The sequence below is a fragment of the Methanoregula sp. genome (assembly GCF_049686655.1).
Taxonomy (GTDB): Archaea; Halobacteriota; Methanomicrobia; order Methanomicrobiales; family Methanospirillaceae; genus Methanoregula.
Genome location: NZ_JBAVIG010000065.1, coordinates 13,025 through 38,011, shown reverse-complemented (window position 1 = coordinate 38,011; position 24,987 = coordinate 13,025). Strand labels below are relative to the sequence as shown.

General features: G+C 56.9%; 24 protein-coding genes, 2 tRNA genes and 1 other RNA gene. 14 read left to right on the top strand and 13 right to left on the bottom strand.

The window, feature by feature from the left end; translation table 11 throughout:
• The first annotated feature begins 139 nt into the window (after positions 1–139).
• From cooS to WBL42_RS08655, 3 genes are all read left to right on the top strand, one after another.
• Positions 140–2,098 (top strand): anaerobic carbon-monoxide dehydrogenase catalytic subunit, encoded by a 1,959-nt coding sequence (gene cooS, locus WBL42_RS08665; RefSeq protein ID WP_424720876.1) that lies wholly within the window; start codon positions 140–142, stop codon positions 2,096–2,098.
• Between the two features lie 269 nt (positions 2,099–2,367).
• Positions 2,368–3,630 carry an APC family permease gene (locus tag WBL42_RS08660; protein ID WP_424720875.1) on the top strand — a complete coding sequence of 421 codons (1,263 nt, stop codon included), beginning with the start codon at positions 2,368–2,370 and terminating at the stop codon, positions 3,628–3,630.
• A gap of 101 nt (positions 3,631–3,731) precedes the next feature.
• Positions 3,732–5,900, top strand: a complete 2,169-nt coding sequence (locus WBL42_RS08655; protein WP_424720874.1) for a PAS domain S-box protein — start codon at positions 3,732–3,734, stop codon at positions 5,898–5,900.
• Between the two features lie 293 nt (positions 5,901–6,193).
• Here the strand turns inward: WBL42_RS08655 and frhB are convergent, their stop codons facing one another.
• The 5 genes from frhB to mptA form a co-directional block, all read right to left on the bottom strand.
• Positions 6,194–7,120: a coenzyme F420 hydrogenase subunit beta gene (gene frhB / locus WBL42_RS08650; protein WP_424720873.1), complete on the bottom strand. Its 927-nt coding sequence runs from the start codon at positions 7,118–7,120 to the stop codon at positions 6,194–6,196.
• A gap of 11 nt (positions 7,121–7,131) precedes the next feature.
• A complete protein-coding gene (gene frhG / locus WBL42_RS08645; protein ID WP_424720872.1) occupies positions 7,132–7,908 on the bottom strand; it encodes a coenzyme F420 hydrogenase subunit gamma in 777 nt (258 codons plus the stop codon).
• Between the two features lie 43 nt (positions 7,909–7,951).
• Positions 7,952–8,491, bottom strand: coding sequence for a coenzyme F420-reducing hydrogenase, FrhD protein (frhD, locus tag WBL42_RS08640; RefSeq protein ID WP_424720871.1), 540 nt, complete (start codon positions 8,489–8,491; stop codon positions 7,952–7,954).
• Positions 8,492–8,501: 10 nt separating this feature from the next.
• Positions 8,502–9,869, bottom strand: coding sequence for a coenzyme F420 hydrogenase subunit alpha (gene frhA, locus WBL42_RS08635; RefSeq protein WP_424720870.1), 1,368 nt, complete (start codon positions 9,867–9,869; stop codon positions 8,502–8,504).
• Between the two features lie 300 nt (positions 9,870–10,169).
• The gene (mptA, locus tag WBL42_RS08630) at positions 10,170–11,114 is read right to left on the bottom strand and encodes a GTP cyclohydrolase MptA (RefSeq protein WP_424721003.1); all 945 of its coding nucleotides are present in this window, start codon (positions 11,112–11,114) and stop codon (positions 10,170–10,172) included.
• A 143-nt stretch (positions 11,115–11,257) separates the two neighbouring features.
• On the opposite strand from mptA, the gene ilvC reads away from it, so the two are divergent.
• The 3 genes from ilvC to WBL42_RS08615 all read left to right on the top strand — a co-directional run bounded on the left by ilvC (position 11,258) and on the right by WBL42_RS08615 (position 13,748).
• The gene (gene ilvC, locus WBL42_RS08625; RefSeq protein WP_424720869.1) at positions 11,258–12,247 is read left to right on the top strand and encodes a ketol-acid reductoisomerase; all 990 of its coding nucleotides are present in this window, start codon (positions 11,258–11,260) and stop codon (positions 12,245–12,247) included.
• Between the two features lie 171 nt (positions 12,248–12,418).
• Positions 12,419–12,904 carry a flavodoxin family protein gene (locus tag WBL42_RS08620; protein WP_424720868.1) on the top strand — a complete coding sequence of 162 codons (486 nt, stop codon included), beginning with the start codon at positions 12,419–12,421 and terminating at the stop codon, positions 12,902–12,904.
• A gap of 226 nt (positions 12,905–13,130) precedes the next feature.
• A complete protein-coding gene (locus tag WBL42_RS08615; protein ID WP_424720867.1) occupies positions 13,131–13,748 on the top strand; it encodes a translation initiation factor IF-2 subunit beta in 618 nt (205 codons plus the stop codon).
• A 618-nt stretch (positions 13,749–14,366) separates the two neighbouring features.
• Here the strand turns inward: WBL42_RS08615 and WBL42_RS08610 are convergent.
• The 5 genes from WBL42_RS08610 to WBL42_RS08590 form a co-directional block, all read right to left on the bottom strand.
• Entirely contained in the window at positions 14,367–14,642 is a 276-nt protein-coding gene (locus WBL42_RS08610) for a DNA-directed RNA polymerase subunit L (protein ID WP_424720866.1), read from the bottom strand.
• Positions 14,643–14,728: 86 nt separating this feature from the next.
• The gene (locus WBL42_RS08605) at positions 14,729–15,451 is read right to left on the bottom strand and encodes an MBL fold metallo-hydrolase (RefSeq protein ID WP_424720865.1); all 723 of its coding nucleotides are present in this window, start codon (positions 15,449–15,451) and stop codon (positions 14,729–14,731) included.
• A gap of 1 nt (position 15,452) precedes the next feature.
• Entirely contained in the window at positions 15,453–16,724 is a 1,272-nt protein-coding gene (locus WBL42_RS08600; RefSeq protein WP_424720864.1) for an ATP-binding protein, read from the bottom strand.
• A 44-nt stretch (positions 16,725–16,768) separates the two neighbouring features.
• Positions 16,769–17,644, bottom strand: coding sequence for a type II methionyl aminopeptidase (map, locus tag WBL42_RS08595; RefSeq protein ID WP_424720863.1), 876 nt, complete (start codon positions 17,642–17,644; stop codon positions 16,769–16,771).
• Entirely contained in the window at positions 17,641–18,768 is a 1,128-nt protein-coding gene (locus tag WBL42_RS08590) for a M24 family metallopeptidase (protein ID WP_424720862.1), read from the bottom strand. The genes map and WBL42_RS08590 overlap by 4 nt, the downstream gene beginning before the upstream one ends.
• 62 nt (positions 18,769–18,830) lie before the next feature.
• Between WBL42_RS08590 and WBL42_RS08585 the strand changes: the two genes are divergently transcribed.
• The 7 genes from WBL42_RS08585 (at position 18,831) to WBL42_RS08555 (ending at position 22,133) form a co-directional block, all read left to right on the top strand.
• On the top strand, positions 18,831–19,082 hold the full coding sequence (locus tag WBL42_RS08585) for a hypothetical protein (protein WP_424720861.1): 252 nt from the start codon (positions 18,831–18,833) through the stop codon (positions 19,080–19,082).
• A gap of 34 nt (positions 19,083–19,116) precedes the next feature.
• A complete protein-coding gene (locus tag WBL42_RS08580; protein WP_424720860.1) occupies positions 19,117–19,404 on the top strand; it encodes a hypothetical protein in 288 nt (95 codons plus the stop codon).
• Positions 19,405–19,502: 98 nt separating this feature from the next.
• Positions 19,503–19,575, top strand: a tRNA-Asn gene (locus WBL42_RS08575).
• 5 nt (positions 19,576–19,580) lie between these two features.
• Positions 19,581–19,655, top strand: a tRNA-Ile gene (locus WBL42_RS08570).
• A gap of 104 nt (positions 19,656–19,759) precedes the next feature.
• Entirely contained in the window at positions 19,760–20,791 is a 1,032-nt protein-coding gene (locus WBL42_RS08565) for a hypothetical protein (RefSeq protein ID WP_424720859.1), read from the top strand.
• Between the two features lie 60 nt (positions 20,792–20,851).
• An RNA gene (ffs, locus tag WBL42_RS08560) (signal recognition particle sRNA) lies at positions 20,852–21,162 on the top strand.
• An 11-nt stretch (positions 21,163–21,173) separates the two neighbouring features.
• Positions 21,174–22,133, top strand: a complete 960-nt coding sequence (locus WBL42_RS08555; protein ID WP_424720858.1) for a malate dehydrogenase — start codon at positions 21,174–21,176, stop codon at positions 22,131–22,133.
• Positions 22,134–22,174: 41 nt separating this feature from the next.
• Here WBL42_RS08555 and WBL42_RS08550 read toward each other — a convergent pair whose 3' ends face one another.
• From WBL42_RS08550 to WBL42_RS08540, 3 genes are read right to left on the bottom strand one after another with little or no spacing between them, the layout of a single operon-like run.
• Positions 22,175–22,432 carry an elongation factor 1-beta gene (locus WBL42_RS08550; RefSeq protein ID WP_424720857.1) on the bottom strand — a complete coding sequence of 86 codons (258 nt, stop codon included), beginning with the start codon at positions 22,430–22,432 and terminating at the stop codon, positions 22,175–22,177.
• A gap of 3 nt (positions 22,433–22,435) precedes the next feature.
• Positions 22,436–22,597, bottom strand: coding sequence for a zinc finger domain-containing protein (locus WBL42_RS08545; RefSeq protein WP_424720856.1), 162 nt, complete (start codon positions 22,595–22,597; stop codon positions 22,436–22,438).
• 43 nt (positions 22,598–22,640) lie between these two features.
• Positions 22,641–23,264 (bottom strand): uridylate kinase, encoded by a 624-nt coding sequence (locus WBL42_RS08540; protein WP_424720855.1) that lies wholly within the window; start codon positions 23,262–23,264, stop codon positions 22,641–22,643.
• Between the two features lie 56 nt (positions 23,265–23,320).
• Here WBL42_RS08540 and WBL42_RS08535 point away from each other — a divergent pair, with 56 nt between their 5' ends.
• Complete coding sequence (locus tag WBL42_RS08535; RefSeq protein ID WP_424720854.1) at positions 23,321–24,985, top strand: phospholipase D-like domain-containing protein; 1,665 nt, start codon at positions 23,321–23,323, stop codon at positions 24,983–24,985.
• The last annotated feature ends 2 nt before the right edge of the window (positions 24,986–24,987 follow it).

Here is a 24,987-nt window from a genome sequence, read left to right as displayed (position 1 = left end):
TTCCGGCCGTGACAACGGTATGGTGCCCTCATGAACACATCCGCCACGGCGGTACCCTGAACAGGGATCCCGTTCGAGGCAAGTGATATATATCGCGATAGTGGATTACCAGTTATCCGGAAAGGATGGTGTGAGTGAGATGGCCGAAGAACCAAAACCCCAACTGATCCGCGGGCGGATCGATGTCTGCGAACTGGACCGTGCACGGATGTCCCTGCTGAACCCGCAGCTGATCGAACAGAAGAGAGAGTCACGGACAATTGACGAGAATGCAAAACCCCTTCTTGAGCTGACCATGCGGGAGGGGATCGAGACCGTGTGGGACCGGTTCGAGATGCAGCAGCCCCCGTGTAAGTATTGTGAATCGGGCCTGTCCTGTGCACGCTGTGCAATGGGCCCGTGCCGGATCATCCCGCCCCACCGCATCAGGGGCGTCTGTGGCGCCGATGCCGACCTGATCGTGGCCCGCAACCTCCTTGACATGATCGCGACCGGCGCCGCGGCCCACTCGGACCATGGCCGGGATATCGCGGAAACCCTGTACCTGTTTGGGCAGGGAAAAGCGGAGGACTACGGGATCGCCGACCCGGAGAAACTGGAGATACTCTGCACCGAGTACGGGATTGCCGTTACGGGAAAGACGCCAAAACAGCTCGCCGCGGAGCTTGGCCTTGCGATGCTGGAGGAGTACGGGATGGTAAAGAACACCCTGGCCTTCCTCAACCGAGCCCCCAAAGCGACCCGCGAGATGTGGGATCAGGCCGGGATCACGCCCCGCGGCATAGACCGAGAAGTTGTGGACTCCATGCACCGGGTGCAGATGGGGGTTGGTGCCGATTATACCAACATGCTGCTGCAGGGGCTCCGGTGCGGCCTCTCGGACGGGTGGGGCGGGTCGATGATCGGGACGGAAGTCTCCGACGTACTCTTCGGCACCCCCACCATAAACAAATCGAAAGTAAATCTCGCGGTCCTGAAAGCCGACGAGGTAAACATCTCGGTCCACGGCCACAACCCCATGCTCTCGGAGATGGTGGTAAAAGCAATCCGTGACCCGGAGATGCAGGCGCTTGCACAGAAGAACGGGGCAAAGGGGATCAACCTTGTCGGCCTCTGCTGCACGGGCAACGAACTCCTCATGCGTAAGGGCATCCCGATGTCCGGCAACCACCTCAACCAGGAACTGGTGATAGCGACCGGCGCCCTCGAGGCGATGATCGTCGATTACCAGTGCATCTTCCCCTCGCTGCCGAGGACTGCCAGCTGTTACCACACCCTCGTCATCTCCACAAGCTCCAAGGCTACGATCCCCGGTTCGTACTTCTTCGACTTCAAGGCTGAGAATGCCTACCTGACGGCAAAGGCGATCGTCCGGATGGCCGTGGAGAACTACAAAAACCGGAACCCGCAGCGCGTCCTGATCCCCGGCGCACCGGTCGAAGTGATGGCCGGGTTCTCGAACGAAGCGATCAAGAAGGCGCTTGGGGGATCGTTCAAGCCGCTCATCGACCTGATCGCTGCCGGGAAGATCCGGGGGGCTGTCGGCATTGTCGGGTGCAACAATCCGAAGATCAGGCATGATTTCGGCCACGTGACGCTTGCACAGGAGCTGATTAAGAAAAATATCCTCTGCGTGGAAACGGGCTGTGCAGCAATTGCGTCCGGGAAGGCCGGGCTCCTCCAGCCGGAGGCAGCAAGCCTTGCGGGGGATGACCTTCGGGCGGTCTGCGAATCGCTCGGTATCCCGCCGGTGCTCCACATGGGCTCCTGCGTGGACAATTCACGCATCCTCGTGCTTGCTGCCGGGCTTGCCAATGCGCTCAACGTCCCGATCCACAAGCTGCCGATTGCCGGCGCAGCACCGGAATGGTACTCGCAGAAGGCGGTCTCCATCGGTGGGTATTTCGTTGCATCCGGAGTCTTCACCGTGCTTGGCGTGATGCCCAAGATTGGCGGGAGCCCTGCGGTCGTCTCGCTCCTCACCGAGGGGCTGAAGGGTGCCGTGAACGCCAGCTTCGCAGTCGAGCCGGACCCGGCCAGGGCCGCGGGCCTCATTGTGAACCATATCGAGCAGAAGCGGACCGGGCTCGGGATATAAACCGGCGCGGGGGTGCGGGCGGTCCCGCCTGCCGGAATTTATGTGAATTACCCGGGATATCGTTCCCCGGCCCCCCCCTCCGGGATATTTTTTTCAACCTTATGAGGGACTGTTGCATGGGGATGCCCGGGCGGCGGGGGCGGAACCACGATTGAGCTGGAGCCCCCGGGAGCGTCCGGCAAAGTAACGGAGCAACGTCGGTTAATAAAAACAGTCGCTACACGGTGACTATACCCCTTTTTAATAATCAGCAGGAATAACGGTACGTTATGCCAGGTACCGGGGCCCGGCCCCCTGTTTTAAAACGGGAGATCGGTCTCTTTGGTGCCACGGCACTCGGCATCGGGGCAATCATCGGCTCCGGTATCTTCATTGTCACCGGTATTGTTGCCGGCATTGCAGGCCCCGCACTGATCGTTTCCGTTCTCATCGCCGGCGCCATCGCCGTCTTCTCGGCGATGAGCGTGGCCGAGCTGGGGGTATATCTCCCGGCTGAGGGCGGGACATATGCGTATGCCCGGAAACTCATCTCCCCCTTTGCCGGGTTCATTGCCGGCTGGATCTGGATCTTCTCCAACATCTTTGTCGGGGCGGCAGTCTCGCTCGGCTTCGCCCATTATTTTGTCACCCTTTTCCCGGCGGTCCCGGTAAAAATCATCGCCCTCGTTATCTGCCTTGTTTTCATAGGCATCAATTACCTGGGGCTCAAAGAGTCCGTGCTGTTCAACAATATCCTCGTCACGGCAAAAGTCCTGATCCTCCTGTTCTTCGTGGCGTTCGGGCTGGGATTTTTACGGCCGGGAAACTTCACCCCGCTTGCCCCGGACGGATCGCTTGGGGTACTCGGCGGGGCGGCCCTCATCTTCTTTGCCTATACCGGTTTTGCCCGGGTCACCATCATGGCGGAAGAGGTACATGATCCCGGGAAGACCATACCCCGTTCCATCTATCTTGCCCTCGGCATTTCGACGGGTATCTACCTGCTCGTGAGTATTGTCGCCGTCGGGCTGGCCGGTGCCCCGGCCCTTGCACACTCCGGTTCTCCCCTCGCCGATGCAATCGGCATCACCGGGAGTTCCGGGGCAGTCCTCGTGATCTCGCTTGGGGCGATGATAGCAACGGCAAGCGTGCTCCTGACCACGATCATGGGGATATCCCGCATTGTCTTCTCCATGGCCCGCAGCCAGGACCTTCCCCCGCTGCTTGGCAGGATACACCCCCGGTTCTGTACACCCCATTATGCGATCGCGATCACCGGCGCCTGCATGATCGCAGCCCTCCTGCTTGCCGATCTTGCGCTCGTCGTGGCAGTCAGCACGTTTGCCATGCTGCTCTACTACCTCATCGCCAATATCGCTGCACTCCGGCTGCCCCGGGAACACCGGCGGTATCCCGCATGGGTCCCGGGCATCGGGGCGCTGAGCTGCATCGGCCTTATCGTATTTCTCAGCCCGGTGTCGTGGGTGATAGGGTGTATCGGGCTTGCGATTGGCGGGGCGTGGTTCTTCTTCCGGAAGAATGTTGCCTCGTGAACGGCAGGGACTCGCCGGCCAATCAGGAACATTAATACCAACACGGACTATTTACTCTCCAAAAACAACTTGTCAGTATCTGGCATGGGGAGCCTGCCCGCATGGACCATTCATTCATTCATCATCCGGAAAAATGGGAGCAGATGCTTGCCGTCCTTATTGCTGCCATTACCGTCATAATCGTGATTCTGAACGGGTACGGCCTGATGTTCGGGATAACGAATGTCCTCCCCCACCTTTTTTATATACCGATTATTCTTACCGCGTACTTCTTTCCCCGGCGTGGAACCCTGTTCGCCATCGCCGTCTCGGCAATCTACTGCGGCATGACCTACGTTTTCAATCCCATCATTCCCGGGGACCTGTTGTCAGCAGGAGGCAGGGTCATTATTTTTATCCTGATCGCGGTCGTGGTATCGTTCCTGACAACCCGGCTGCGGGAGAGCGAAGAGAAATACCGCCTGCTTGCCGATTACACGTATGACTGGGAGTACTGGATCGGTTCTGATGAATCGATCCTGTATACAACACCGTCCTGCGAACGCATCACCGGTTATACAGCAGGCGAGTTCTATGCAGACCGGAATCTGATAAATACCATCATCCATCCTGACGACAAGGACGCTCTCGGGCATCATATGTCCCACTTTTTTGTACCGCGGAACGCGGAATCGCTCGATTTCCGAATTATCTGCCGCGACGGGAGCGTCCGGTGGATCGGGCATATCTGCCTGCCTCTCCACAATGCGAAGGGAGAATTCATCGGGAGACGCGTCAGCAACCGGGATATCACCGGACGAAAACAGGCCGAGGATGAGTACCGGGAGACCAGCCGGCGTCTTGCAGAGATGATTGATTTCCTCCCGGACCCGACGATGATCATAGATCGGTCGGGTGTCGTTGTCTCATGGAACCGTGCCATGGAGCAGATGAGCGGAATACCCGCATCGGTAATTCTCGGCAGGGGAAAACCGTCATACACGACGTGGATCTCCAACCATACCGGTCCGATCCTCATTGATTATGTCCTGTGCGGGGATACCGAAGGGATCAAAACTGCGTATTCCAATGTCCACTTCGACGGGAATACGGTCAGGACCGAGGCAGACATTACCCACGTGAACGGCACGCGTCTCTCGCTCTGGATCAGTGCCACACCGCTGATTGACGAGAGCGGGGAAGTCAGCGGTGCGATCGAGTCGGTCCGGGACGTCAGTGACATAAAAAGGATCCAGCGGGCATTGCGGGAATCAAATGCCTACCTTGATACGGTGATAAATACCCTGGCAGACCCCCTCTTTATCAAGGATCGCAGTCACTGCTTTGTCAAGCTGAACAACGCTTTCTGCCATTTTTCCGGGCACACACGTGAAGACCTGCTGGGAAAATCCGATTATGATTTCTTCAAAAAAGAAGAGGCTGATATCTTCTGGGAGAAAGACGAGGAGGTATTCCGGACCCGCCGGGAAAATGAAAATGAGGAGTGCTTCACCGACTCGCAGGGAAACACCCATACGATCAGCACCAAAAAGAGTCTCTATATCAATACGGCCGGCGAGGAATTCATCGTCGGTATTATCAGGGATATCACGGGGCGTAAACTTGCAGAGGAGGCCCTCCGGCTGGCAAACCGGAAACTGAACCTGCTCTCGGGCATCACCCGGCACGATATCAGGAACCAGCTCCTTGCGCTCGAAGCATATCTGGAGATCTCGAAAGAGTCGCTTGAGGATCCGGTCCAGACCGCGAAATTCGTAGCCAGGGAAGAGAAGATCGCAGAGACCATCGCCCACCAGATCACATTCACCAAGGATTACGAGGACCTGGGGGTGAACACGCCCCAGTGGCAGAACGTGAACACGGTGATCCGGAGAGTTGTTGCACGCCTTCCGATGCGTACTATCCGTATCGACGAAGCTGCACCCGATCTGGAGATGTATGCCGATCCTCTCCTTGAAAAGGTGTTCTATAACCTGATCGATAATGCGCTGCGGTACGGGGGAGAGAAGATGAGTGCCCTCCGCATGACATCCCGTGAAGAGAACGGGGCGCTCGTCATTGCTCTCGAAGATGACGGCAATGGCATCTCCGCAGAGGATAAAAAACAGTTGTTTAACAAAGGTTTTGGCAAACATACCGGCCTTGGCCTCTACCTGTCCCGGGAGATCCTTGCAATCACCGGCATCACGATCACCGAGACCGGTATACCGGGTACGGGTGCCCGGTTCGAGATCATGGTTCCAAAAGGGGTGTACCGTTTTACCGGATGAAAAAAAAATTGCCCGGCAATGCCTCCAGCTGATGTTGGTATCTGTACTCGACCCAGCTCCGTCAAACCGTTTTTGTGGATTCATTGCTCCGTTCGGGAAGTGGAAGGGAAACTCAGGAATTATCCCATTAATTCAAAAATCTGACGAATTCATCGCGTTTTTCAGATGATGCCAGGTTTTTTCAAAGACCATGTGTCCACTCCATAGCAAGGAAGTAACTGCAAACTTTCTATAAAAACTCGAAGAAACCTGGTGGTTTCCCCTTGTTTCGCGGGTTGATATCCCAAAAAAATTTAGATGTAAGGGCTGCGGAGAGCCTTGCCTACACCGAAGGTCTTGCGGGCCTCAACGGTTGCCTTGTTCTTCGTGATCTTCTCGTTTGCGAGCTTGGACACGAGTTCAAGACCGGGCTTGACCTTTTCCATGGGCTGTGTCTCGAAGACACCTGCTGCCATTGCCTTTGCCCAGACGGAATCTCCGATCTTGGACCTGACAAAGACGGTGCTCCATCCATCGGGGCTGCCTACGGAGCCGGTGGAGATGTCACCGAGGTTGGCAACGTAGTCGAGGCAGACCTTGCAGCCTGGCTGTTCGTACTTGTGGGTAACCTTGAGCGGCAGCTGGACTACCTGTCCGCGCTTGCCGTATACCCAGAACTTGCCCTTGCCGATCTCCATCTTCTTGACGGACTCAAGCTTCATAGCAGCGTGGTCTTCCACGAGCTGGAGAATGCTCTGGTACGGGAAGTTCTCCATGCAGAAGATACCTACTGCAAGTGCAATGCTGTCGCCAACATCGCGGAGACCGATCGGGTAGAGCTGGCCCTTGCGGATTGCCTGCATCTGGCAGGGGGTACCGACGATACCAACCTTGTCGAGACCGAACGAGCGGGTAGCTTCCTTGATCATGGAGACGTTGGGGCTGATGTTGTACTTGGTGCCTGCCGCTGCGATCAGTTCAGCCTTGGTGTTGACGATCGCCGGGATGGGCCTCCAGGGCTCGATCATATCCCAGTTCGAGTTGTCTCTCATTACCTTTGACGGGAACTTTGCTGCGAATTCCTTGGACGCCGCAACAATTGCTCCGTCGATGATACCTTCGTCGAGCGCATATGCAAACAGCGAGGTGACGATACCGCCATCCTGGGCGTGCTTGAGAAGCTCCTTGTCGGTGCTCCGGGCTGAGACGACTGATTTGTATTTACCGAGTTCTGCTCCCATTTCAACCACCTTCACTGGAGTGCCGCCATTATGGCCTCGTTAATCGCCTCATAGTTCTCGACCACATCAAAGCTGAACCAGCTCCGCGGGCACTGGTTGTAGCAGGCTCCGCACTTGATGCACAGGTCGCGCTCGCCCTGGGGCTTGCCGTACTCGTGGGTAATTGCATTGACCGGGCAGGCTGCTGCACAGGCACCACAGCCCATGCAGAGACCCTGGTCGATGACATTGGTCATCAGGTCGCAGAAGCAGGCTGTCGATGCGCCGCAGGCAGTTCCCTGGACCGGGAGGGCCATGAGGGGCTTGAGGAATGCAGTCGCGAGGTCCTTCTGTTCCTTGGTTCCCTTGAGGAGCAGGTATGCCATGACCGCAACGTTCCTGATCATCTGCGGGGTCGGTGCGCATCCGGGGATGAACACGTCCACCTTGATCAGTTCGTTGATCGGCAGGAATGCCTCTTGTGCCGGCTGGTTCTGCTGACCACCGCGGCAGAAACGGGTGATGTTGCCGTAACATGCGCAGCCGCCGAGAGCGACTACGATTGTTGACTTTTCACGGGTTTCCTTGATCTCTTCCACTGCGAGTTTGTCGTTAATACAGACTGAACCCTCAACGAATGAAACGTCCACCTTCTGGATGTGCCTTGCGTCTGCAAGTGTTGGCATGTACTTCAGGTCGACGTACTTGTCGAGGAGTGTTAACAATCCGGCATAGTTGTCTGCTAATGCCACAGTACAACCGGTACACCCACTCACGTGCGTGTAGCCTAATGTGATTTTATCTGCCACAGGCTTAACCTCCTTTTTAGTTGATTCCGTTTTTACAGATACGTCAGCGGCTTTCTGGGGAGCTGCAGGTTTCTGCGGTTCCACGCTGGCGTCTTTCTTCTTGAAGATTGATAGTAGTCCCATAATCCACCCCTATTGTTTCCAGTATTACCCGAATTGTTTTCGGAATTGCCTTCTGAAGTTCATCAGAAAGACCCTCTTCAAACTCAGGGGCTGTAACCCTTGCTGGCTGGACTCCGATGATCGTAATGTCAACCCGGTCCTTGATCCGCTGGAGCGGCTCGGCAAGATCCCACGAATGGGCATCCCGGTACGCACCCGGCGGCAGGTCCTCGACACGGAGTTTGGTAATGGACCCCGGCTCTGCCCCGTAATCGGCAATATCGACGATGATGAGTTTCTTCGTCACTTCCGGGTCGAGCAGGGTAAAAATAAAGTGCGGGCCGCCAAGGCCTGCATCGATTATCATTACATTGTCGGGAAGCGAGAGGTTGTGCATCTCCTCGATTACTGCCGGGCCAAAGCCGTCATCGGCAAACAGGGGGTTTCCACACCCTGCTATAACGATCTCCGGAAACAGCATCAGGTTACACTCACTGGATGAGCTTCTGAGCCACTACCTTGTTGTCCTCGTCCACTACGATCATGTGGGTTGCACATGAGACGCAGGGGTCGTATCCGCGCATGATAACTTCGGCGAGCTGCCAGGGTGCACCGGTGAGTGCAGCGCTGCAGGTGGCGAAGTTCCAGGTGGTCGGGACGAGCATGCTGAAGTACTGGACCTTCCAGTCCTTGACACGTGCAATGTGCACATCGGTTCCACGGGGGGCTTCGTTGGATGCCCAGCCGAGGGCGCCGTCGCCGTCGGGGATGTAGTCTGCAACTATCTTGCCATTCGGGTTCAGGGCGTCGATGCAGTCGATCATCTCGTACAGGCAGTCCGTGTATTCCATCTCACGGGCAATGTTCTGGCCAACCGTTCCCTTCTCGTCGTAGCCCTTGTAGACTGCGAGACGGGCACGGGGACCGACTTCAACGGGCTGGCCGTCGTACATCGGGATGCCGGTGCAGGCTTCCATCTGGGGGTTGGTCTTGGTGCCGATCTTGGTGGTCCCGCCGATCGGGTACCGGGGCTCTTCGAGTGAGACTTCCATCTCACCCATGTACCAGTCCCATGGCCTGACTTCCTTGAACCGCTCGATGTCCCAGCTGGGGCATTCCTCAAGGCTTGAGCTGCCGTAGAATGCGTGGGTTGCAAGGTAGCCCTGGTTGTGGTAACCGAGGGTCTTCGGAAGTGCGACCTTCATGCCGCCGACGTCCACAGATTCGCGTGCCTGGTAGTTCCGGAGGATCGCGATCATGAGGTCCATCTGGGCCTTTGCAAGGGGCAGTGCCTCCTTGGCGAGGTCGTACATCTTGATCTTGGCCTGGTCGGAGCAGTTGCGGTACATACCGCCGACGCGGGTGTTCCGCGGGTGGATGCAGTCGCCGCCGGCGATCTGGCCGATGGTCTGGCCGATCTCACGGAGACGCTGGATCCGCTTTGCAACGGTCCGGACGGGCTCTTCTGCCGTGAACGGGTTGATCTTGACCTCAGTGCCCGGTAAATACAGGTCAGGGAGAATCAGGATATCGTGCAGTGCAATGCTGTGCAGCCGGTTCGCGAGCTGAAGGATGTGACGGAGCATGAGTGCGTCCTTTGGGATCTCGCACTTGATCGATGCTTCCATTGCTTCAGTGGCCGCGAGGTTGTGGGCAATCGGACAGATACCACAGACACGGGATGCGATCTTTGGCACCTGTTCGGGGGTCTTACCGACGGCGAGTTTTTCAACTCCCCTCACCGGGGTAATGGAACACCAGTTACCCGTCTCGATGATGCCCTGGTCGTTAACCTTCAAGACCATCTTGGAATGTCCCTCATGTCTTGTGGTTGGGGAAATCTCTACAACTTTCGACAATATTATCGCCTCATTTTATGTTGAGTTGTTCGTATTGCGGTACAAAATTACTCTATACTCTCTCTCATCTCTAGAGATAATTGACCGTACAAAGTACGTTCAACTCTATCTTGTACTAACGATTTTATAACCTTTATGACTTGATTGCAGGAGAAAACAACGCACAAAATGAGGATATTTTACATTCCCCGTCCCAAAATCCGGTAGTTTGGATTATTTCACGCAAAAGTATGTACGGGACAAAAAATAAAAAGGGAATTTTTTAACAGGTTATGTATTTTAAAAAATTTTAAAAAATATTCAGCCGTTCATTGGCTTGTCGCCGTTCAGTTCATCGACTAATTCGGCAATCGTGGCCTTGCGCTCGGCATAGGCATCGTGCTGGTGGATACTCTCCTCGTTGGTCTGCTTGATCGTGACTACGGAATCCCCGCTAAGGTACTCGAATTCAGCCAGCACTTTCTTGGCCATCTCGCGGACGCAGTCTTCAACAAACCGGGGATTCTTGTGCGCGGCAAGCACCACGGCACCTTCATCCCCGCGTTTCAGGAGCTCGTAGATGCCGCTGCTCATCGAGTCCTTGAGGATACAGATCACCTTTTCGAGGTCCACGTGCTGGTCATCGTCGGTCTCGATGCAGAGGAACCCCCTGCCCCGCTGGTTGTGGGTGGCCATGGGAACCGCCGAGAAGAACTCGTCGATCTTTTCCTGGTCTACATCGAGGTCCTGCAGGACCCGGTTGGCACGTTCCTTCATGATGTTCTGGGCGCAGGGGCAGGCGGTCATGCCGGTTACTTCCGCGCCTATGCTCTTGCGGACTATGGGTGTGCGGAAGGTACGCCGGGCTACGGCCCGGGCATGCACCTTGACAACCTCGTGGCAGGTGGTATGGCTGACAGGAGTCTCGCGCTTGACCATGAACTCGCTGCGCATCAGCACCTCGGTCCGGTCCGCGTATTCGTGCCGGTCAAGGAGTTTCCTTGCAACAACGCTGCAGAGCTTCTCGATCTCGCTTACTTCACCGTCAATTGCCTGCTGGAGCACCTCGTCGATCACTTCAAAATTCCGCGAGAGGTTGGCGCCCTTGAGGCTGCCGGGCAGGTCGACGTAGACATCGAATATTGATATGAATATTACCGGCCGCTTTCCGCTGCGGTGCACTTCGACAAGTTTCTTGACGTTCTTTACTCCGACCCGGGTGAGGTTGATCCGGACATCGGGAGATGTAGCCTGCACATCCGGCAGTTCCTTGCCAAAGGATTTTTCCGGTGAGTGATCAGAAGGTGGATTTTTAATAGGTCATCGCATCCAGATGGTATTTCGTGTGACACTTTGGCTTTTTCATATAATATTTATGTGGTTTGTAGCTGATATGAAAGGGATCAGCTATGTTAAAGAAGTACTATGAGGCAGATGCGGATCTCGGCGTGCTGAAAGGCAGGAAGATCGCCGTGATCGGCTATGGATCACAGGGCAGGGGCCAGTCGCTGAACTTACGGGACAGCGGGCTCGATGTCGTGATCGGGCTGCGCCCCGGGAAGAGCTGGGACGCGGCAGTCAAAGATGGCATGAACGTGATGAAGGTCGGAGATGCAGTCAGGAGTGCCGACATCGTCCAGATCCTGCTGCCCGATGAGCACCAGGGCACCGTGTACAAGAGCGAGATCCTCCCCCACCTCACCGGGAACAAGTGCCTCATGTTCTCCCACGGGTTCAACATCCACTTCGGGCAGATTGTCCCCCCGGCGAATGTGGATGTCATCATGGTGGCGCCCAAGGGCCCCGGGTTCATGGTCCGCAGGCAGTACGAGGAAGGCAAGGGTGTTCCGGCTCTCATCGCCGTCCATCAGGACGCGAGCGGCAACGCCCATAAGATCGCACTCGCTTACGCAAAGGGTATCGGCGCCACCCGGGCCGTGGTCCTTGAGACCTCGTTCCGCGAGGAGACCGAGACGGACCTCTTCGGTGAGCAGGCAGTGCTCTGCGGGGGCTGCACATCGCTCGTCAAGGCCGGGTTCGAGACCCTTGTCGATGCCGGCTACGAGCCCGAGATGGCGTATCTCGAAGTGCTCCACGAGCTGAAACTGATCGTCGACCTCATCTACGAGGGCGGCCTCACCAACATGCGCCAGTATATCAGCAACACGGCCCAGTATGGCGACCTCACCCGCGGCCCACGGGTCATCGGGCCTGAGTCCTATGAGGCGATGGCAGAGATCCTCGAGGAGATCCAGAGCGGCAAGTTTGCCCGGGAATGGATGCTCGAGAACATGGTGAACCGCCCGATGTTCACTGCCCTCACCAAAGCCGATGAGGACCACCTCATCGAGGAAGTGGGCAGGGAAGTCCGCGGCATGATGCCGCAGTTCCGTAAGTAAAACGTACGTCACCACCCGGGGAACAACGGAACGCTCCCCGGGTTACAAAAAAATATTTTTCCGCTCATTTCCCTCATCATTTTTGTGATTATTGCGGAGATCTCCCGGGATATTGCTGGTATTTCCGGTTTTTGCCACATCTTTTAAAGCGTGGTTTCCCAATTATATCTGATGAAGATCTGCATCATTTACCACAGCGAGACCGGCAACACCCGCCATGTTGCCCAGCACCTTGCCGCAGCCTGCGACGGGAAGCTGGTCGAGGTCAACGATACGGCGGAATACTCCCGCCTTACCCGGTTCCTTGTCTGGTGCAAGCGGGCCCGGGGAGAGGAGAAAACATCGGTGGAACCGGCTTTGATCGATGTAGAAGGTTTCGACCTCGTGATATTCGGGTCGCCGGTCTGGGCCTTCAAGCCGACACCGGCGATCCATGCTGCCATCGATGCGCTGAAGGGGTGCGAGGGTAAGACTGCGGCCGCGTTCTGCACGCACGGTGGCAGGCCCGGGCAGACGGACGGGATCTTACGGAAATGGATCGAGGCACGGGGGATGAAGGTTTCCGCGGTTGCCGATATCAACATGAAGGACATCGAGAACGAGAAGAAGACAAAAGAGCTTGTCTCGCTCTTAATCAAAAATAATAATCACGCATAGTTTTTTGCTGTTTTTTCCCTTCAGGCCGGGCTTTTTCGGGGTGAATGGCGCAGGCCGGTGTACCGGCCTTGTCGCGATGCCCGGGACCGGCATGGTACGGCAGGCCTGTATGAAGGCAGTACGGCTTACAGAACCGGAACCGGGATGTATTCGTGAAGGGGCGCACGTCAGGAACCCGTACCGGGGAAAGCCTTTTTGTCCGCCGGCGCCTTTATAGTATACAATTATGACGGACGCGTATGAACAACTCCTCAAACAGGCTTATTCCAATATAACGGAAAAGACCGAGTCCTCGGAACGTTTTGTAGTTCCCGAGGTGAAAGCCTATGTCGAAGGTAAGACGACCGTCCTTGAAAACTTCACCGAGATCGTGGCCAAGGTCCGCCGTGAGCCGGATCATGTGATGAAATTCCTGCTGGGAGAACTTGGCACGAGCGGGAAGATCGACGGGAACCGTGCGATCTTCAACGGGAAGTTCGAGATCTCACTCATCAAGGCGATCATCAAGAGTTATGTCGACGACTATGTCATCTGCTCCGAGTGCGGCAAACCGGATACCCGGCTTGTGAAGGACGACCGGGTCATGATCCTCCGGTGCGATGCCTGCGGGAGCCACCGCCCGGTCCGCAAGCGGAAGGCCCGCACCGAACCGGTCTCGGAGAACCTTGAGGAAGGCCAGATAATGGATGTCGAGATCCAGTCCATCTCGAAACGGGGCGACGGGGTCGTCAAGATGGGCCGGTACATCATGTATGTCAATAATGCCAAGCCCGGCCAGAAAGTGAAGATCAAGATCTCCCGCATATCGGGATCGATCGTCTTCACCGAACGGGCAGTAGAATAACTTTTGGTGATTGCTTAATTTAAGCCACCAGAAATCAGTACTATTATGGAAAAAATTCAAAGAATCTCATTTGTTTTCCAATATGGAGACGTTCTTGGGGGCTTCGCCCCCGCCACTGTGGCATCCCCCATTGTGGGATAACGCCGAATTACCCAATCACATGAAATAATCAGAATTTTCTTGATCTAACGCTAATTTCATGCTGAATATCAAGCACATGAAAATTTTTAGTGGCGTCAAATGATGAATCACCTAACTTTTTTTTGGTGCTCTGTAGAAATCATTACAAAGAGAAACGCTATTCAGGTGTTTCACCTCAGCCGCTGTGGCAACCGCTCAACAGGTAATTCCTGCAGCATCGCAATGCGCCCCGTCCCACCCGGGGACTGGTGGCGCAAGAGGGGGGACAATCATGACGCCCGAAAATGGTTTTCTGCCGTCAAAAAAATATGCGATAATCGTTGCATCGGGGGCTGATTATTGATAATCACTTTTTTTTAATTTTGTTTAAACAGTGTGCAGCAGGCTCTCCCGTCTGGAAATACAATCCTTGTGCAAACGGACCAGTTCTGGACGAACAGAAAAAAATATTGGAACCCGGGTATTCCGGATAAAAAATCAGGCTTTGGATTTCTTGATGCCTTTGATGAGCTCGTCGCAGTGGCCGGTGATCCGCTTGCAGGCCTTCTTGATGATCGGCAGGGGATTTTTCTTGCCTTTCGTAGTGACGAGGAGTTCGGGGTCCGAAAACTGGAACTCGATCATGTACCGGGCTACATCAACGTCGTTATCGGTTAAGATCTCCTCGACGAGGGCGTTCATGAACGTGTGGCCTTCCCCCTGGATGATAAGCCGCACCTTGTCCTTTTCGAGATCGAGCACTTTTACAATCATGCACCTATGTTTGGGCACCTGAAAACTATTAAGGTATGGGTAGTGCTGCCCCCGGAACGCGGGGAGGTACCAGGGCCCGGGAACGATCAGGGAAATTCGAAGATGTCCCCGTCTTTTCCGGTGTGGGGCAGGTCCCACGGGAGCATGTGGCTCATGTGGACACACCGGAAATCCTTTGGGGCAAGGCGGCCCGCGAGCGTGCAGGCGTCGAGGTAATTCATGTGCTTGTGGATCGAGATATCCGAAGGCACCAGAGCGTCCAGCAGGAGAAGGTCGAGACCGGTCAGGAGACCGAGGCTCTGTTCCGGGATGTCGATGTTGGTATCTGCGGTGTAGGCGACCCGCGATTCCCCGGTCTCGAAGAGCATGCCGCAGGTGAATGCGGGCGGGTGTTTGACCATGAACGGCGTTATCGTGATGCCGAAGATGTCAAAGGGTTCGTATGGCTGGATCGCGCCCTTGTCGAACGTGAGGAACCGGAAGATCTCCGCGCAGTAGTTGAGGACCTGCGGAGCGGCAAAGACCGGCGGGATCGGCTGGATGCGGTAGAACTCGCCAAACCCGATGAAGTGATCGTAATGCCCGTGGGTCCAGATGACCGCATCGATATGGGGAGAACCTGCCTTCAGGAGCTGCTGGCGCAGGTCCGGGGACGAATCGATGAGCAGGTGCCTGCCCTGATTCTCGATGAGGAGCGAGGTCCTCAGGCGCATGGTGCCCGTGGCATTGGCGCGGGCGCACTGGGGACAGCTGCACCCGACTTTCGGTGTGCCGATCGCATCGCCTGTCCCGAGGAGGGTGATCTTCATGTTACAACCAGTTCAGGTGGCGGATCGCGTCCCGGTTCCTGACCATGCGGATGCCTTTCTCGATATCCTCCCGGGTCAGGGACTGGCGGTTGTCCATGAGCGCCGAGAGGATCGCCTCCTTGATCATCATGCGGAGGTCGGAACCCGAGAACCCTTCGGTCCTGGCTGCCAGTTCCTGGTAGTCGAGGTTGCACTGGAGTGAAGCAGTCACTTTCTTTAAGATGTTCTTGCGCATCTCCTCGTCAGGAAGTGCGAACTCGACAACCTCATCGAACCGCCGCCAGGCAGCCTCATCGAGCAGCTGCGGGTGGTTTGTGGCACCGATCAGGAGGATACCGTTCCTGATCAGGTTGACCCGGTCGATGTTCTTTAAGAGCGAGTTGACTGCACGCTTCATCGCCCCGTGGTCGTCTGCGGTCCGGCTCTTGGCAACGAAATCGAACTCATCGATGAAGAGTATGGAAGGCGAGAGCTGTTTTGCAAGATCGAAGATCCGATCGATATTCTTGGACGTTTCGCCAAGGTACTGGGAGGTGACCATGGAGAGCCTGACCTCGAGGACCGGCATGTGCATATGGCGGGACATCGCAAGGGCAAGTGACGTCTTCCCGGTGCCCGGCGGGCCTACGAAGAGAAGTTTGCCGATCTCGTAGATCCGGTGCTGGTGCAGGAACTCGCGGTGAGTGATGGCATGGTTGATCTTCTCCATGATCGCAAGCTGGTCCTTTGTGCAGACCAGGTCGTCAATGTGCTGCTCGATCTCCTCGGGTGCACTGACGATGACCAGGTCCAGCGCACCCCGGAGTTTCTCGTCCTCGCTTACCAGTTTTGAGATCCGTGCGTCGAGGTGCGCCTTGGTGTCCTCGTATGGGGGGTTGGCCTTGCGGATCGCTTTGTAGGATACGCCAGTCGAGTCCAGGTTCTCGAAGAAGAACGCGAGTGCAGGGTTCTTCTCGATAAGGGGCTTGCCTCCCTGTTTGAGGAACCACTGGGCTGCCGGCTCCAGGGCGGTGATCCGGAGGCGCTGCCCGAATTCCTCGTAGGCGATGAACGGGTTTGCGGCGAGTTTCACGTGGGCGTCTGCCACCGCAAGGGTGCGCTTGATCAGCCCGTCGCTCACATAGACCGGCCGCTTGACCTCGGCAGCGCCGGCCCCGAAGATCTCCCTACAGGCCGGTGTCAGGTCATTGACATCGAGTCCGGGGTTCTGGTTGAAAATCTCGGCGGTCAGAACGACTTCCATGATGCTCAGGGTTTCAGGATCTCCAGACATGGGTGTAACCTTAATTATTCTTCTCCGTCAGGCATAAGACTATCTCACCGGGTTGTCACTATGCAGCCGTCGCCGGTCACGATGACCGTGTGCTCGTGCTGGGAAACAAGAGAGCCCGGTACATCGGACAGGACCGGGTAGGCATGGAGGATGTTCGACCTTACGAGCGCGGGAAGCGCGAGGTCCAGTTTCTTTTCCAAAAGCCAGCGCCGGGAGAACGGCAGGCCGTGCCGGTCCCGGATCCTCTCCATAATCGTGCGGGCTGCCGGGATGCGGACGGGTTTTACCATGAGCTGGGAATAGATCTCCACGCGCTTCTTCTCGCTTACATGGCCGCTGCCGGTAGTGGCGAAGGGTTCGATGGCAAAGACCATCCCTTCCTCGAGCACCACGCCCCCGGTAATACCGATATTCGGGATCGTGGGGGACCGGTGCAGCACGTAGCGGTCGAGGCCATGGCCGGTAAGGTTCGAGATGGGCCGGTACCCCCTGTTCTCGATCTCGTGCTGGATCGCCCTGCCGAGGTCCCCGGCTGTTGCGCCGGGATGAATGGCACTGATCGCCGCTTCGAGTGCCTCGCGCGATGCATCGACAAGAAGGGAGTTGTTCCCAAGGTCCACGGTGGTCGCCGTGTCCGCGATGTATCCCTCGACCTGGACGCCGAGGTCCAGCTTGGCCACGTCGCCCCGGGCAAAGACCCGGGCATCGCTGTAGGACGCGGTATCATGCGCTGCATCCTCGTTGAGGGACAGGTTGAGCGGGAACGCGAGGGCAGCCCCCTCTTCCGTGACCCGTGCCTCGATCGATTCGACGATCTCAAGGTAGGATGCACCGACCCGGATCTGCTGTGCGCCTTCCTGCAGGATCCCTGCCGCAATACTGCCGGCGCTCCGGTAGTACTCGAAGACTTCGTCCTTCACAGCACCAGCTCCTCGGGGAACTGCGTGAAGTTGTCAAAGCCTTTTGCCGTGACCGCCCCGATATCTTCGAGCCGGACACCGCCCGTCCCGGGATAGTAGAGGCCCGGTTCGATGGTGATCACGTTGCCGGAAACGAGTTTCTTCCCGGCCGGGCCGACCGTCGGGAGCTCGTGCACCTGCAGTCCCACACCGTGCCCGAGGTTATGGATAAAGCCCCGGGTATTGCTCTCGTACCCCCGCTCCGCGAAAAAGTCGACCACGGCTTGGTGTACATCCGTGGCCGGCACGCCGGATTTTACCTTCGAGATCCCGATCCGCTTAGCCTCGCGGAGGGCACCGTACATCTCGCTGATCTCGCGGGACGGCTCACCTTTGACCACGGTACGGGTCATATCGGCATAATAGCCGGACTTCTCGTCCACCGGGAAGAGATCGATCACGATCGGCTCGTCCGCTTTCAGCGGGCCGGTGCCGGTCATGTGCGGGATCGCGGTCTCCTTGCCACACGAGACGATGGTATCAACGGCGTTGCAGCCATGCTCCAGCAGCTGGCAGTGCATGGCGTATTTTACGTGCTCCGCCGTCAGGGGTTTCCCGTCGTGGTACAGGATCCCCTTCTTCGGTTTTGAGGCCCTGATGAGCGCGACTGCCTTTCCCATGGCCCCTTCGGTTACTTTCTGGACCTGTTTCATCAATGCGATCTCGGGTTGTGTCTTCTTTGCACGCAGGGACGGGACCGTCCCCTTGTCTACGGACACCGTGCACTGCTTCCCGAGGGCCTGTGCAAGCCCGACCGGGAACTGGGGGGGCACAAGGAGTCTGGTTCCTGCCTGCCGTGCGATCATCGTCGCAGTTGCCTCAAGGATGTTCTTTTCCTTCTTGAGGATGTCCGGGAGCCCCGCTTCGGCCCGGGTCATGATCGCTGCCGGTGACTCGCGGGATGCGCGCCCGGTCTCCATCTGGGAGATGATGATCACCCCGTTCTCCCCCGGTTTCCTGAAATAGACAAACGGGTCGCTTGTCGTAAACTTTGTCAGGTACCGCATATCTGCGTCGCGCGAGGAGGCGTACATGACAAAGGAGTCTGCCCCGCTCTTCCTGATCGCATCGGAAAGTGGATCCATCTGATCCACTCTATATGCAGTGAAACGTCAAGTACTTTTATTCCGGAGCTGACGTACAAGCAATGGAACAGAACGCAAAAGACCAGTTCAGGATGAAATTCTACCGCCTTGCCGTACAACTGAATATAATCATCCTCCTTGTCGTTGTGCCGATTCTCTTCCTGTTCATCTTTCCGCAACGGTTCGCGGGGATTCGCTATCCTCTTATTGCGGTCATGCTTATTGCGGCCCTGATCCTCGCCATCAATTTCCGGACTGCATACTTGGAGACCAGGGCATGGCTTCATGAGCAACCGGATGAAAAGGAAGCTTAAGTGAGACCGGCCAAGGGCCGGTGACCGGGACGTTATGCTCGAGAAGATGAAGGACGAGATCGAACTGGTAAGCCGCCACCTCGAAGTAGCCCGGGCCGTGGCAGATCACCAGCCGATCGGGATCATGAAACTCTCCGAGCTCCTCGACCTCCCCTCCCATCGCATCCGCTATTCGCTGCACGTGCTGGAACAGCTGGGCTACATCCGCGCATCTCCTGATGGTGCCGTTGTCACCGCGAGGACCGTGGAGCTGTTTGCCCACCTCAACGATGACCTCGACGAACTGGTCCGGCTCCTTGAGGGTATGAAGCGGACCGGGTGAAGGGGCGGGCCGGCAGTATTCCTAAAAGCCGGCCTGAGACCTCCTTATCGTTACCTTTAAACGTACTCAAAAAGAATCTAGTAGGACGCATTGAGCGTGCCTCCCTAACTCAGTTGGTAGAGTGTCGGACTGTTAATCCGAATGTCACAGGTTCGAGCCCTGTGGGGGGCGCTTAAGGGCCCGTAGCTCAGTCCGGTTAGAGCGCCCGGCTCATAACCGGGCGGTCATGGGTTCGAATCCCTTCGGGCCCACTGCCCCGGCGTTCATCATCCTGCTATCGTTTTTCCTGCAGAGCATTGCGGCCGCGAGCTGCGTTTGACAACCTTTGTATCATGGGACTTGTATAATCAGCAGCATGAAGTGTCCCGTGTGCGGGCAAGACTGCGCCAGGTCTGCAAAGGACCTCCTTGCCACGCTGCCGACAGTTTTTCTGCCCTGTGCAGACTGCAGCATGCGGGCACTGGACAAGCGCCTGCCGCCCCCGGACCTTGAATTTTCTGAGCCATGTTCCTGCGGGAAACGGTTCATCGATGAAATATTCGTTCACATCTACAGCATCATGGTGGAGGAAGGAGTTCTCAAAAGGACAGACCCGCTGATCGCAGCCGGGTCCCCGCTCGTCCACCCGGGGTTTGCGATGGACCGTCCGCCGTTCCTTCCCGCAAATTCCCTTGTCCTGCTCTCACCCGTTATCACAAAAAAAACTGCACTGCGCCTGGTTGACCAGGTCCCTGAAGTGCGGGGTGTTGTCAAGACCGGTGCCTTTGTCCCGGGCCTTGCCGCTGCCGATCTGCATTCTGTCCCGCGGGTCTACGAACTCATGGCCGGCTGTGATGTCAGGGCGGATGTCTTCCCCCTTGCAACCGGCCCTCTCGTGATGTACAAGCAGCAGTCCCTGGTCCATATCGAGTTCCCCCGGGCAGGGTACCCGAAGATCCGGTCAGTGGAGCAGCACGTGGGAAAACCGCCGGCCCGGTTTTTTATTGACGCGTGTTCGGGCGTCGGCACCCTGGGCCTTACGGCAGCATGTCTCGGTGTGCCCCACGTGGTCCTGAACGATGCCTGGTATGCCTCGGCATTCTGGTCCGCGTTCAACCTGGAAGTCAACCGGGAGTACCTGGACATACGGCGCGTACGGGTTTTCGAGCAGATCGAGGATATGGCAAAACATCCGGTTGTTAAGGAGCCGGTGAAGATCGCAGAGACCGAAGGCGATCAGGTAATCGAAGTGTACCAGGGAGATTTCCGGGAACTGCCCGCGATCCTGCCCAGGGGGGCGTCTCCTGTCACGGCTCTCGACCTGTTCGATAAGAAGGACCGGGCAGCCACGGAGAGGATCCGGCATGACTGGCTGGAACGGGTGGGCGGGGAGATCTTTACACCGTAATACCGGTGAGGGCCGGCCCTTTCCGATAAAAAGCATTTATTGGCCTGTGCACAAAGGTATATGGGGACTAGCCCGGGTGGCTCGGCGTCACTTGTAACCCGAAACCGTCGGTACGCGGGGGGCGAAGTTTGACTGAGGCTGCAACGGCCTGCTGGATCCTGTGCGTTCTGACTGAGAAACCTCGTCCCATGAGGTCGATGGCCAGGTATCAAAATTCCGGAGGGAATGGCGACCTGTCGCTGCGGGGACCGGTTCAGGCCCGGAAGGGAGCAGACTTACCGTAGACATCCGGCGCCCATGGGGTAACGGGGCGGAGGATGAATGCGCTGGTGAATGTTGTAACGTACAGTCGACCGATAACACGTCCCCGTTTACGATTACCATGGCGAAAGTGACTATCATCGGTGCAACGGGCAACGTCGGCACGTTTGCCGCACACGCCATTTCAGCAATCCCGCATGCGAACCAGATCCTTCTCTATGGCAGGGAAGGCAGGGAATCTCTTCTTAAGGGCATCACCCAGGACCTCGGGGACTCGTTTGCTGCCCGGGGGACCGACGTCCGCGTCACCTGGACTACCAGTCTTGATGACGTGGCCGGGTCCGATGTAGTAGTAATCACTGCAGGCACGCCACGCACGGTGGGACAGGACCGTCTCGATCTTGCAATGGGCAATGCACGGGTTATTGCGCCCATGGCAGAGAAGATTGGCCAGGTAGCCCCGGAAACGAAGATCCTCGTGGTCACCAATCCCGTGGATGTCATGACCAGCGTGGCCCTGAAATACTCGAAGCTGAAAACCAGCCAGGTCTTCGGCCTTGGGACACATCTTGACTCGATGCGGCTCAAGTCGCTCATTGCCGCGTACTTCCATGTCCACGTGAGCGAGGTCCACACCCGCGTCATCGGCGAACATGGCAACAGCCTTGTCCCGCTCTGGTCTGCAACAACCATCGGCGGCATCAAGATCTCCAACCTGCCGGAGTTTTCGCACCTGCCCGTCCAGGAGATTATCAATGCGGTTAAAACCAGCGGCCAGCTTATCATCCAGAACAAAGGCTCCACCGTATACGGGCCGGGTGAAGCGATCGCATCGCTCGTAAGGACCGTACTTTCTGACGAGAACCGGATCCTCACGGTATCTGCATATATCAAGAGCGAAGTACACGGCATCGGCGATGTCTGCATCGGTGTTCCTGCGCGCATCAACCGCAAAGGAGTTTTTCCTATCGCGATCCGGATCGATGAGTCGGAAGTTATCGCCTTCCGGGAATCGGTTGAAAAAATCCGGGCCAGCACAAAAGAAGTGCTTGAAGCACTGGAACAGAATACTGAACCGTAGTACTGGTGCGAAGAATAAGAAAAAATGTGATAATCTGTTTTTCAGGTTAGTGTAACTTCAATGATCTCTGCCCGCTCGACACCCGGGAGGGTGCCGATGGTCTTTTCGAGCGCGTCGGTTTCTCCACCCGCATCATTGACAATAGCAACGAACTTGATTGCCTTGAGCCCGAAACCGATGGGCTCTTCCTTGATGTCCTGGATGCCGGGGAGTTTCTCCTTGAGGGCTTTTTTCAGCTGTTCAAGGTCGACTTCCGGCGACTCGGGCATGACCCGCATGATCACTGCGACACTACCCATGGATCACGGTCCCCCGAATCCGCACTTCGGGCAGGTGTAGGGAATGCTCTGTTCCCTGCACCGGTAGCACCGGTTGATCTTAACACCGCACGCGGGACATCCGAATTCCGTTGCCCCCTCTTCTGCAAGCGGAGCGCTGCAGGATGTACACTTCTTATCGGACATTATTGCTCCTCCAAGGATTCCTATAGTATCTCTCTTAGAACCTTTAAAAGGTTGTACCGGTCCGCGTGCCCGGGACCCGGTGCCCGGCAAGGAACTTCCGTATTCGTTCCGGGTCTGTACCGTTGATAATGGATGTTGCAATCGTTTTCTCAAGGACAAACGGGAGAAATGCCGGGTCCACCACGTTCGTCTCCAGGGGTGTGCTGACGGTTTCCAGAAGTATGCCCCCCGCCGAAATACCGTCCACCGATTTGAGGAGCAGGAGATCCAGCCCGAGCGTGCCTGCCACCCATGCCGCGATCGTATCCGATGTAACGTCCCACGAATGGGGGAACGGGTCATGCTCCCGCAGGCAGCGGTACGGGAGAAGAACGGTGGGCCGGTCCGGGATTCTAAGCAAATCCGTTGCCGTGATCCCGTGCGATGCAACGTACCAGCCGTACTGCTCCATGGCAGCGATGGCCATCCAGTGGGCTGTATCGTTATCTGCGCGGACTTCCCGTACGGCATTGGCAAAGGGTCCGCCACCGGGCACGATAACGAGGGGGCGCTCCGCGGTACGGAGGACAGAAACAATCCCGGGAACCCTCGCGTACAGGCTGCCCCCTAGTTTCACTACGAGTGGTGCCTGCGCTGGTTCCGGGGAATTATAGCGGCACGTGGTCATGTCATCTTAAGAATACTTAGTATAATATATATGGAATATGTGCACACGCTGACTGTATGCGCCGGTTGCTTGTGCTGATCCTGCTGCTCTGCTGTACCGGGTATGCCGGAGCACAGGTACGGATCACTGGTTTCTGTCCTGATCCGTACCTTCATGATGATGCGGATGAGTATATTGTCCTTTCCGGGAACGGGTCCCTGGATATGATCAGCATAACTGACGGAAATGGGGGATTCCGGTTCCCGTGCGGTACCGTGATCAACGGCGATCTCACCATCGCGAGGAACGGCAAGGCCTACCGGCAGAGCCACGGGACGGCCCCGGACTTTGAATGGCTGGATTCATCGCCGGATATCCCGGATGTGATCGGCGGCAGGCCTCTCTGTATGGCCAATGCCAACGATTCCCTGATCTTGTATGATGGCACTGACCTTGTCCAGTCCGTTGCCTGGCCCCGCGATGTGAAGCCGCGTGAAGGCCAGGTGCATTACCTGGAAGACGGCGTGTGGGATCGGCGCACCCTCATGCTCGGGCAATCGCGTTTTGCTCCGGCAGAGTTCCGGAACGTTACCGTGACCACGTTTGTCTCGCCGGACTGCTCCGATGAACTGTTCTCTGGAGTCGTCAGTACCGCGTCAAAAGAGATCCTCCTGAACGTGTACGAGTTCTCCAGCCCCTCCATGGGAGCATCGCTTGCCGGGGCGAACGGGCGTGGCGTCAATATAACGATGCTGGTCGAGGGAGGCCCCGTAGGAGGCATCGGAAAGGAAGAGCGTGCAGCTCTCTTCCAACTCAACCGGAGCGGTATCCCGGTATACGCGATGGTGTCCACGAAGGATGTTCACGCGCCGTACCGTTATGATCACGCGAAGTACCTGGTCATCGACCGGCGCGCTGTCCTGCTCGCGAGCGAGAACTTCAAGTACAGCGGATTTGCATCAACGGGGACGACCGGTAACCGGGGGTGGGGGGTGATGCTGGAAGACCCGGGGCTTGCCGGTTATTTCTCAACGGTGTTTACCATGGATCTCGCCGCTCCATCCACGGTGCCCTATAACGGGTCATACGGGCCCCTCGAATCACCGTCTTCTGAAAAACGCCCTGCTGAGTTTTCTCCCATGAAATTTGAGGGGGCAACGGTGAAACCGGTGCTTGCGCCGGATACCAGCGACCAGATCACCCGTCTGATCGCGTCTGCCGACAGGACTGTCGAGATCGAGGAAATGTATATCAAGAACGAGACACCGCTCACGCTCAACCCGTACCTTGCGGAGGCGATCAATGCCTCACAGCGGGGTGTCCGTGTGCGGGTTCTCCTGGACTCCTCCTGGTACGACACGGAAGGACCCAACGACAACGACGAGATGGTCGCGCTCATCAACCGGATCGGCGCGACTGAGCATGTCCCTCTTGAAGCGCGGTGTGCAAATCTCCGGGTAAGCCGGATCACGACGATCCATAACAAGGGTGTTATCGTCGATGACCAAAAGGTGCTTGTCAGCAGCATCAACTGGAACAGCAACTCCCCGCAGTTCAACCGCGAGGCAGGCGTCATCATCGAACATCCCGGGGTGGCCCGGTATTTCCGTGCTGCATTCGAGGATGACTGGAACCCGGCCGTAGCCACATCGGAACAGAAAACCGATTACGTCAAGCTCATCGCCGCCGGCGTACTGATCGTGCTGCTGCTCGTAGTGTGGTATCGCCGTCACCGGACATGAGA

What these genes read in the sequence shown, in the direction of transcription:
- cooS (WP_424720876.1), top strand. Translation starts at nt 140, where the DNA reads ATGGCCGAAGAACCAAAACCCCAACTGATCCGCGGGCGGATCGATGTC.
- WBL42_RS08615 (WP_424720867.1), top strand. Translation starts at nt 13,131, where the DNA reads ATGACGGACGCGTATGAACAACTCCTCAAACAGGCTTATTCCAATATA.
- WBL42_RS08580 (WP_424720860.1), top strand. Translation starts at nt 19,117, where the DNA reads ATGCTCGAGAAGATGAAGGACGAGATCGAACTGGTAAGCCGCCACCTC.
- frhB (WP_424720873.1), bottom strand. Translation starts at nt 7,120, where the DNA reads ATGGGAGCAGAACTCGGTAAATACAAATCAGTCGTCTCAGCCCGGAGC.
- WBL42_RS08655 (WP_424720874.1), top strand. Translation starts at nt 3,732, where the DNA reads ATGGACCATTCATTCATTCATCATCCGGAAAAATGGGAGCAGATGCTT.
- WBL42_RS08545 (WP_424720856.1), bottom strand. Translation starts at nt 22,597, where the DNA reads ATGTCCGATAAGAAGTGTACATCCTGCAGCGCTCCGCTTGCAGAAGAG.
- WBL42_RS08605 (WP_424720865.1), bottom strand. Translation starts at nt 15,451, where the DNA reads ATGAAGATCACCCTCCTCGGGACAGGCGATGCGATCGGCACACCGAAA.
- WBL42_RS08590 (WP_424720862.1), bottom strand. Translation starts at nt 18,768, where the DNA reads ATGGATCCACTTTCCGATGCGATCAGGAAGAGCGGGGCAGACTCCTTT.
- ilvC (WP_424720869.1), top strand. Translation starts at nt 11,258, where the DNA reads ATGTTAAAGAAGTACTATGAGGCAGATGCGGATCTCGGCGTGCTGAAA.
- WBL42_RS08585 (WP_424720861.1), top strand. Translation starts at nt 18,831, where the DNA reads ATGGAACAGAACGCAAAAGACCAGTTCAGGATGAAATTCTACCGCCTT.
- WBL42_RS08550 (WP_424720857.1), bottom strand. Translation starts at nt 22,432, where the DNA reads ATGGGTAGTGTCGCAGTGATCATGCGGGTCATGCCCGAGTCGCCGGAA.
- WBL42_RS08555 (WP_424720858.1), top strand. Translation starts at nt 21,174, where the DNA reads ATGGCGAAAGTGACTATCATCGGTGCAACGGGCAACGTCGGCACGTTT.
- WBL42_RS08620 (WP_424720868.1), top strand. Translation starts at nt 12,419, where the DNA reads ATGAAGATCTGCATCATTTACCACAGCGAGACCGGCAACACCCGCCAT.
- WBL42_RS08565 (WP_424720859.1), top strand. Translation starts at nt 19,760, where the DNA reads ATGAAGTGTCCCGTGTGCGGGCAAGACTGCGCCAGGTCTGCAAAGGAC.
- WBL42_RS08600 (WP_424720864.1), bottom strand. Translation starts at nt 16,724, where the DNA reads ATGTCTGGAGATCCTGAAACCCTGAGCATCATGGAAGTCGTTCTGACC.
- WBL42_RS08535 (WP_424720854.1), top strand. Translation starts at nt 23,321, where the DNA reads ATGCGCCGGTTGCTTGTGCTGATCCTGCTGCTCTGCTGTACCGGGTAT.
- WBL42_RS08660 (WP_424720875.1), top strand. Translation starts at nt 2,368, where the DNA reads ATGCCAGGTACCGGGGCCCGGCCCCCTGTTTTAAAACGGGAGATCGGT.
- frhD (WP_424720871.1), bottom strand. Translation starts at nt 8,491, where the DNA reads ATGCTGTTTCCGGAGATCGTTATAGCAGGGTGTGGAAACCCCCTGTTT.
- WBL42_RS08540 (WP_424720855.1), bottom strand. Translation starts at nt 23,264, where the DNA reads ATGACCACGTGCCGCTATAATTCCCCGGAACCAGCGCAGGCACCACTC.
- WBL42_RS08610 (WP_424720866.1), bottom strand. Translation starts at nt 14,642, where the DNA reads ATGATTGTAAAAGTGCTCGATCTCGAAAAGGACAAGGTGCGGCTTATC.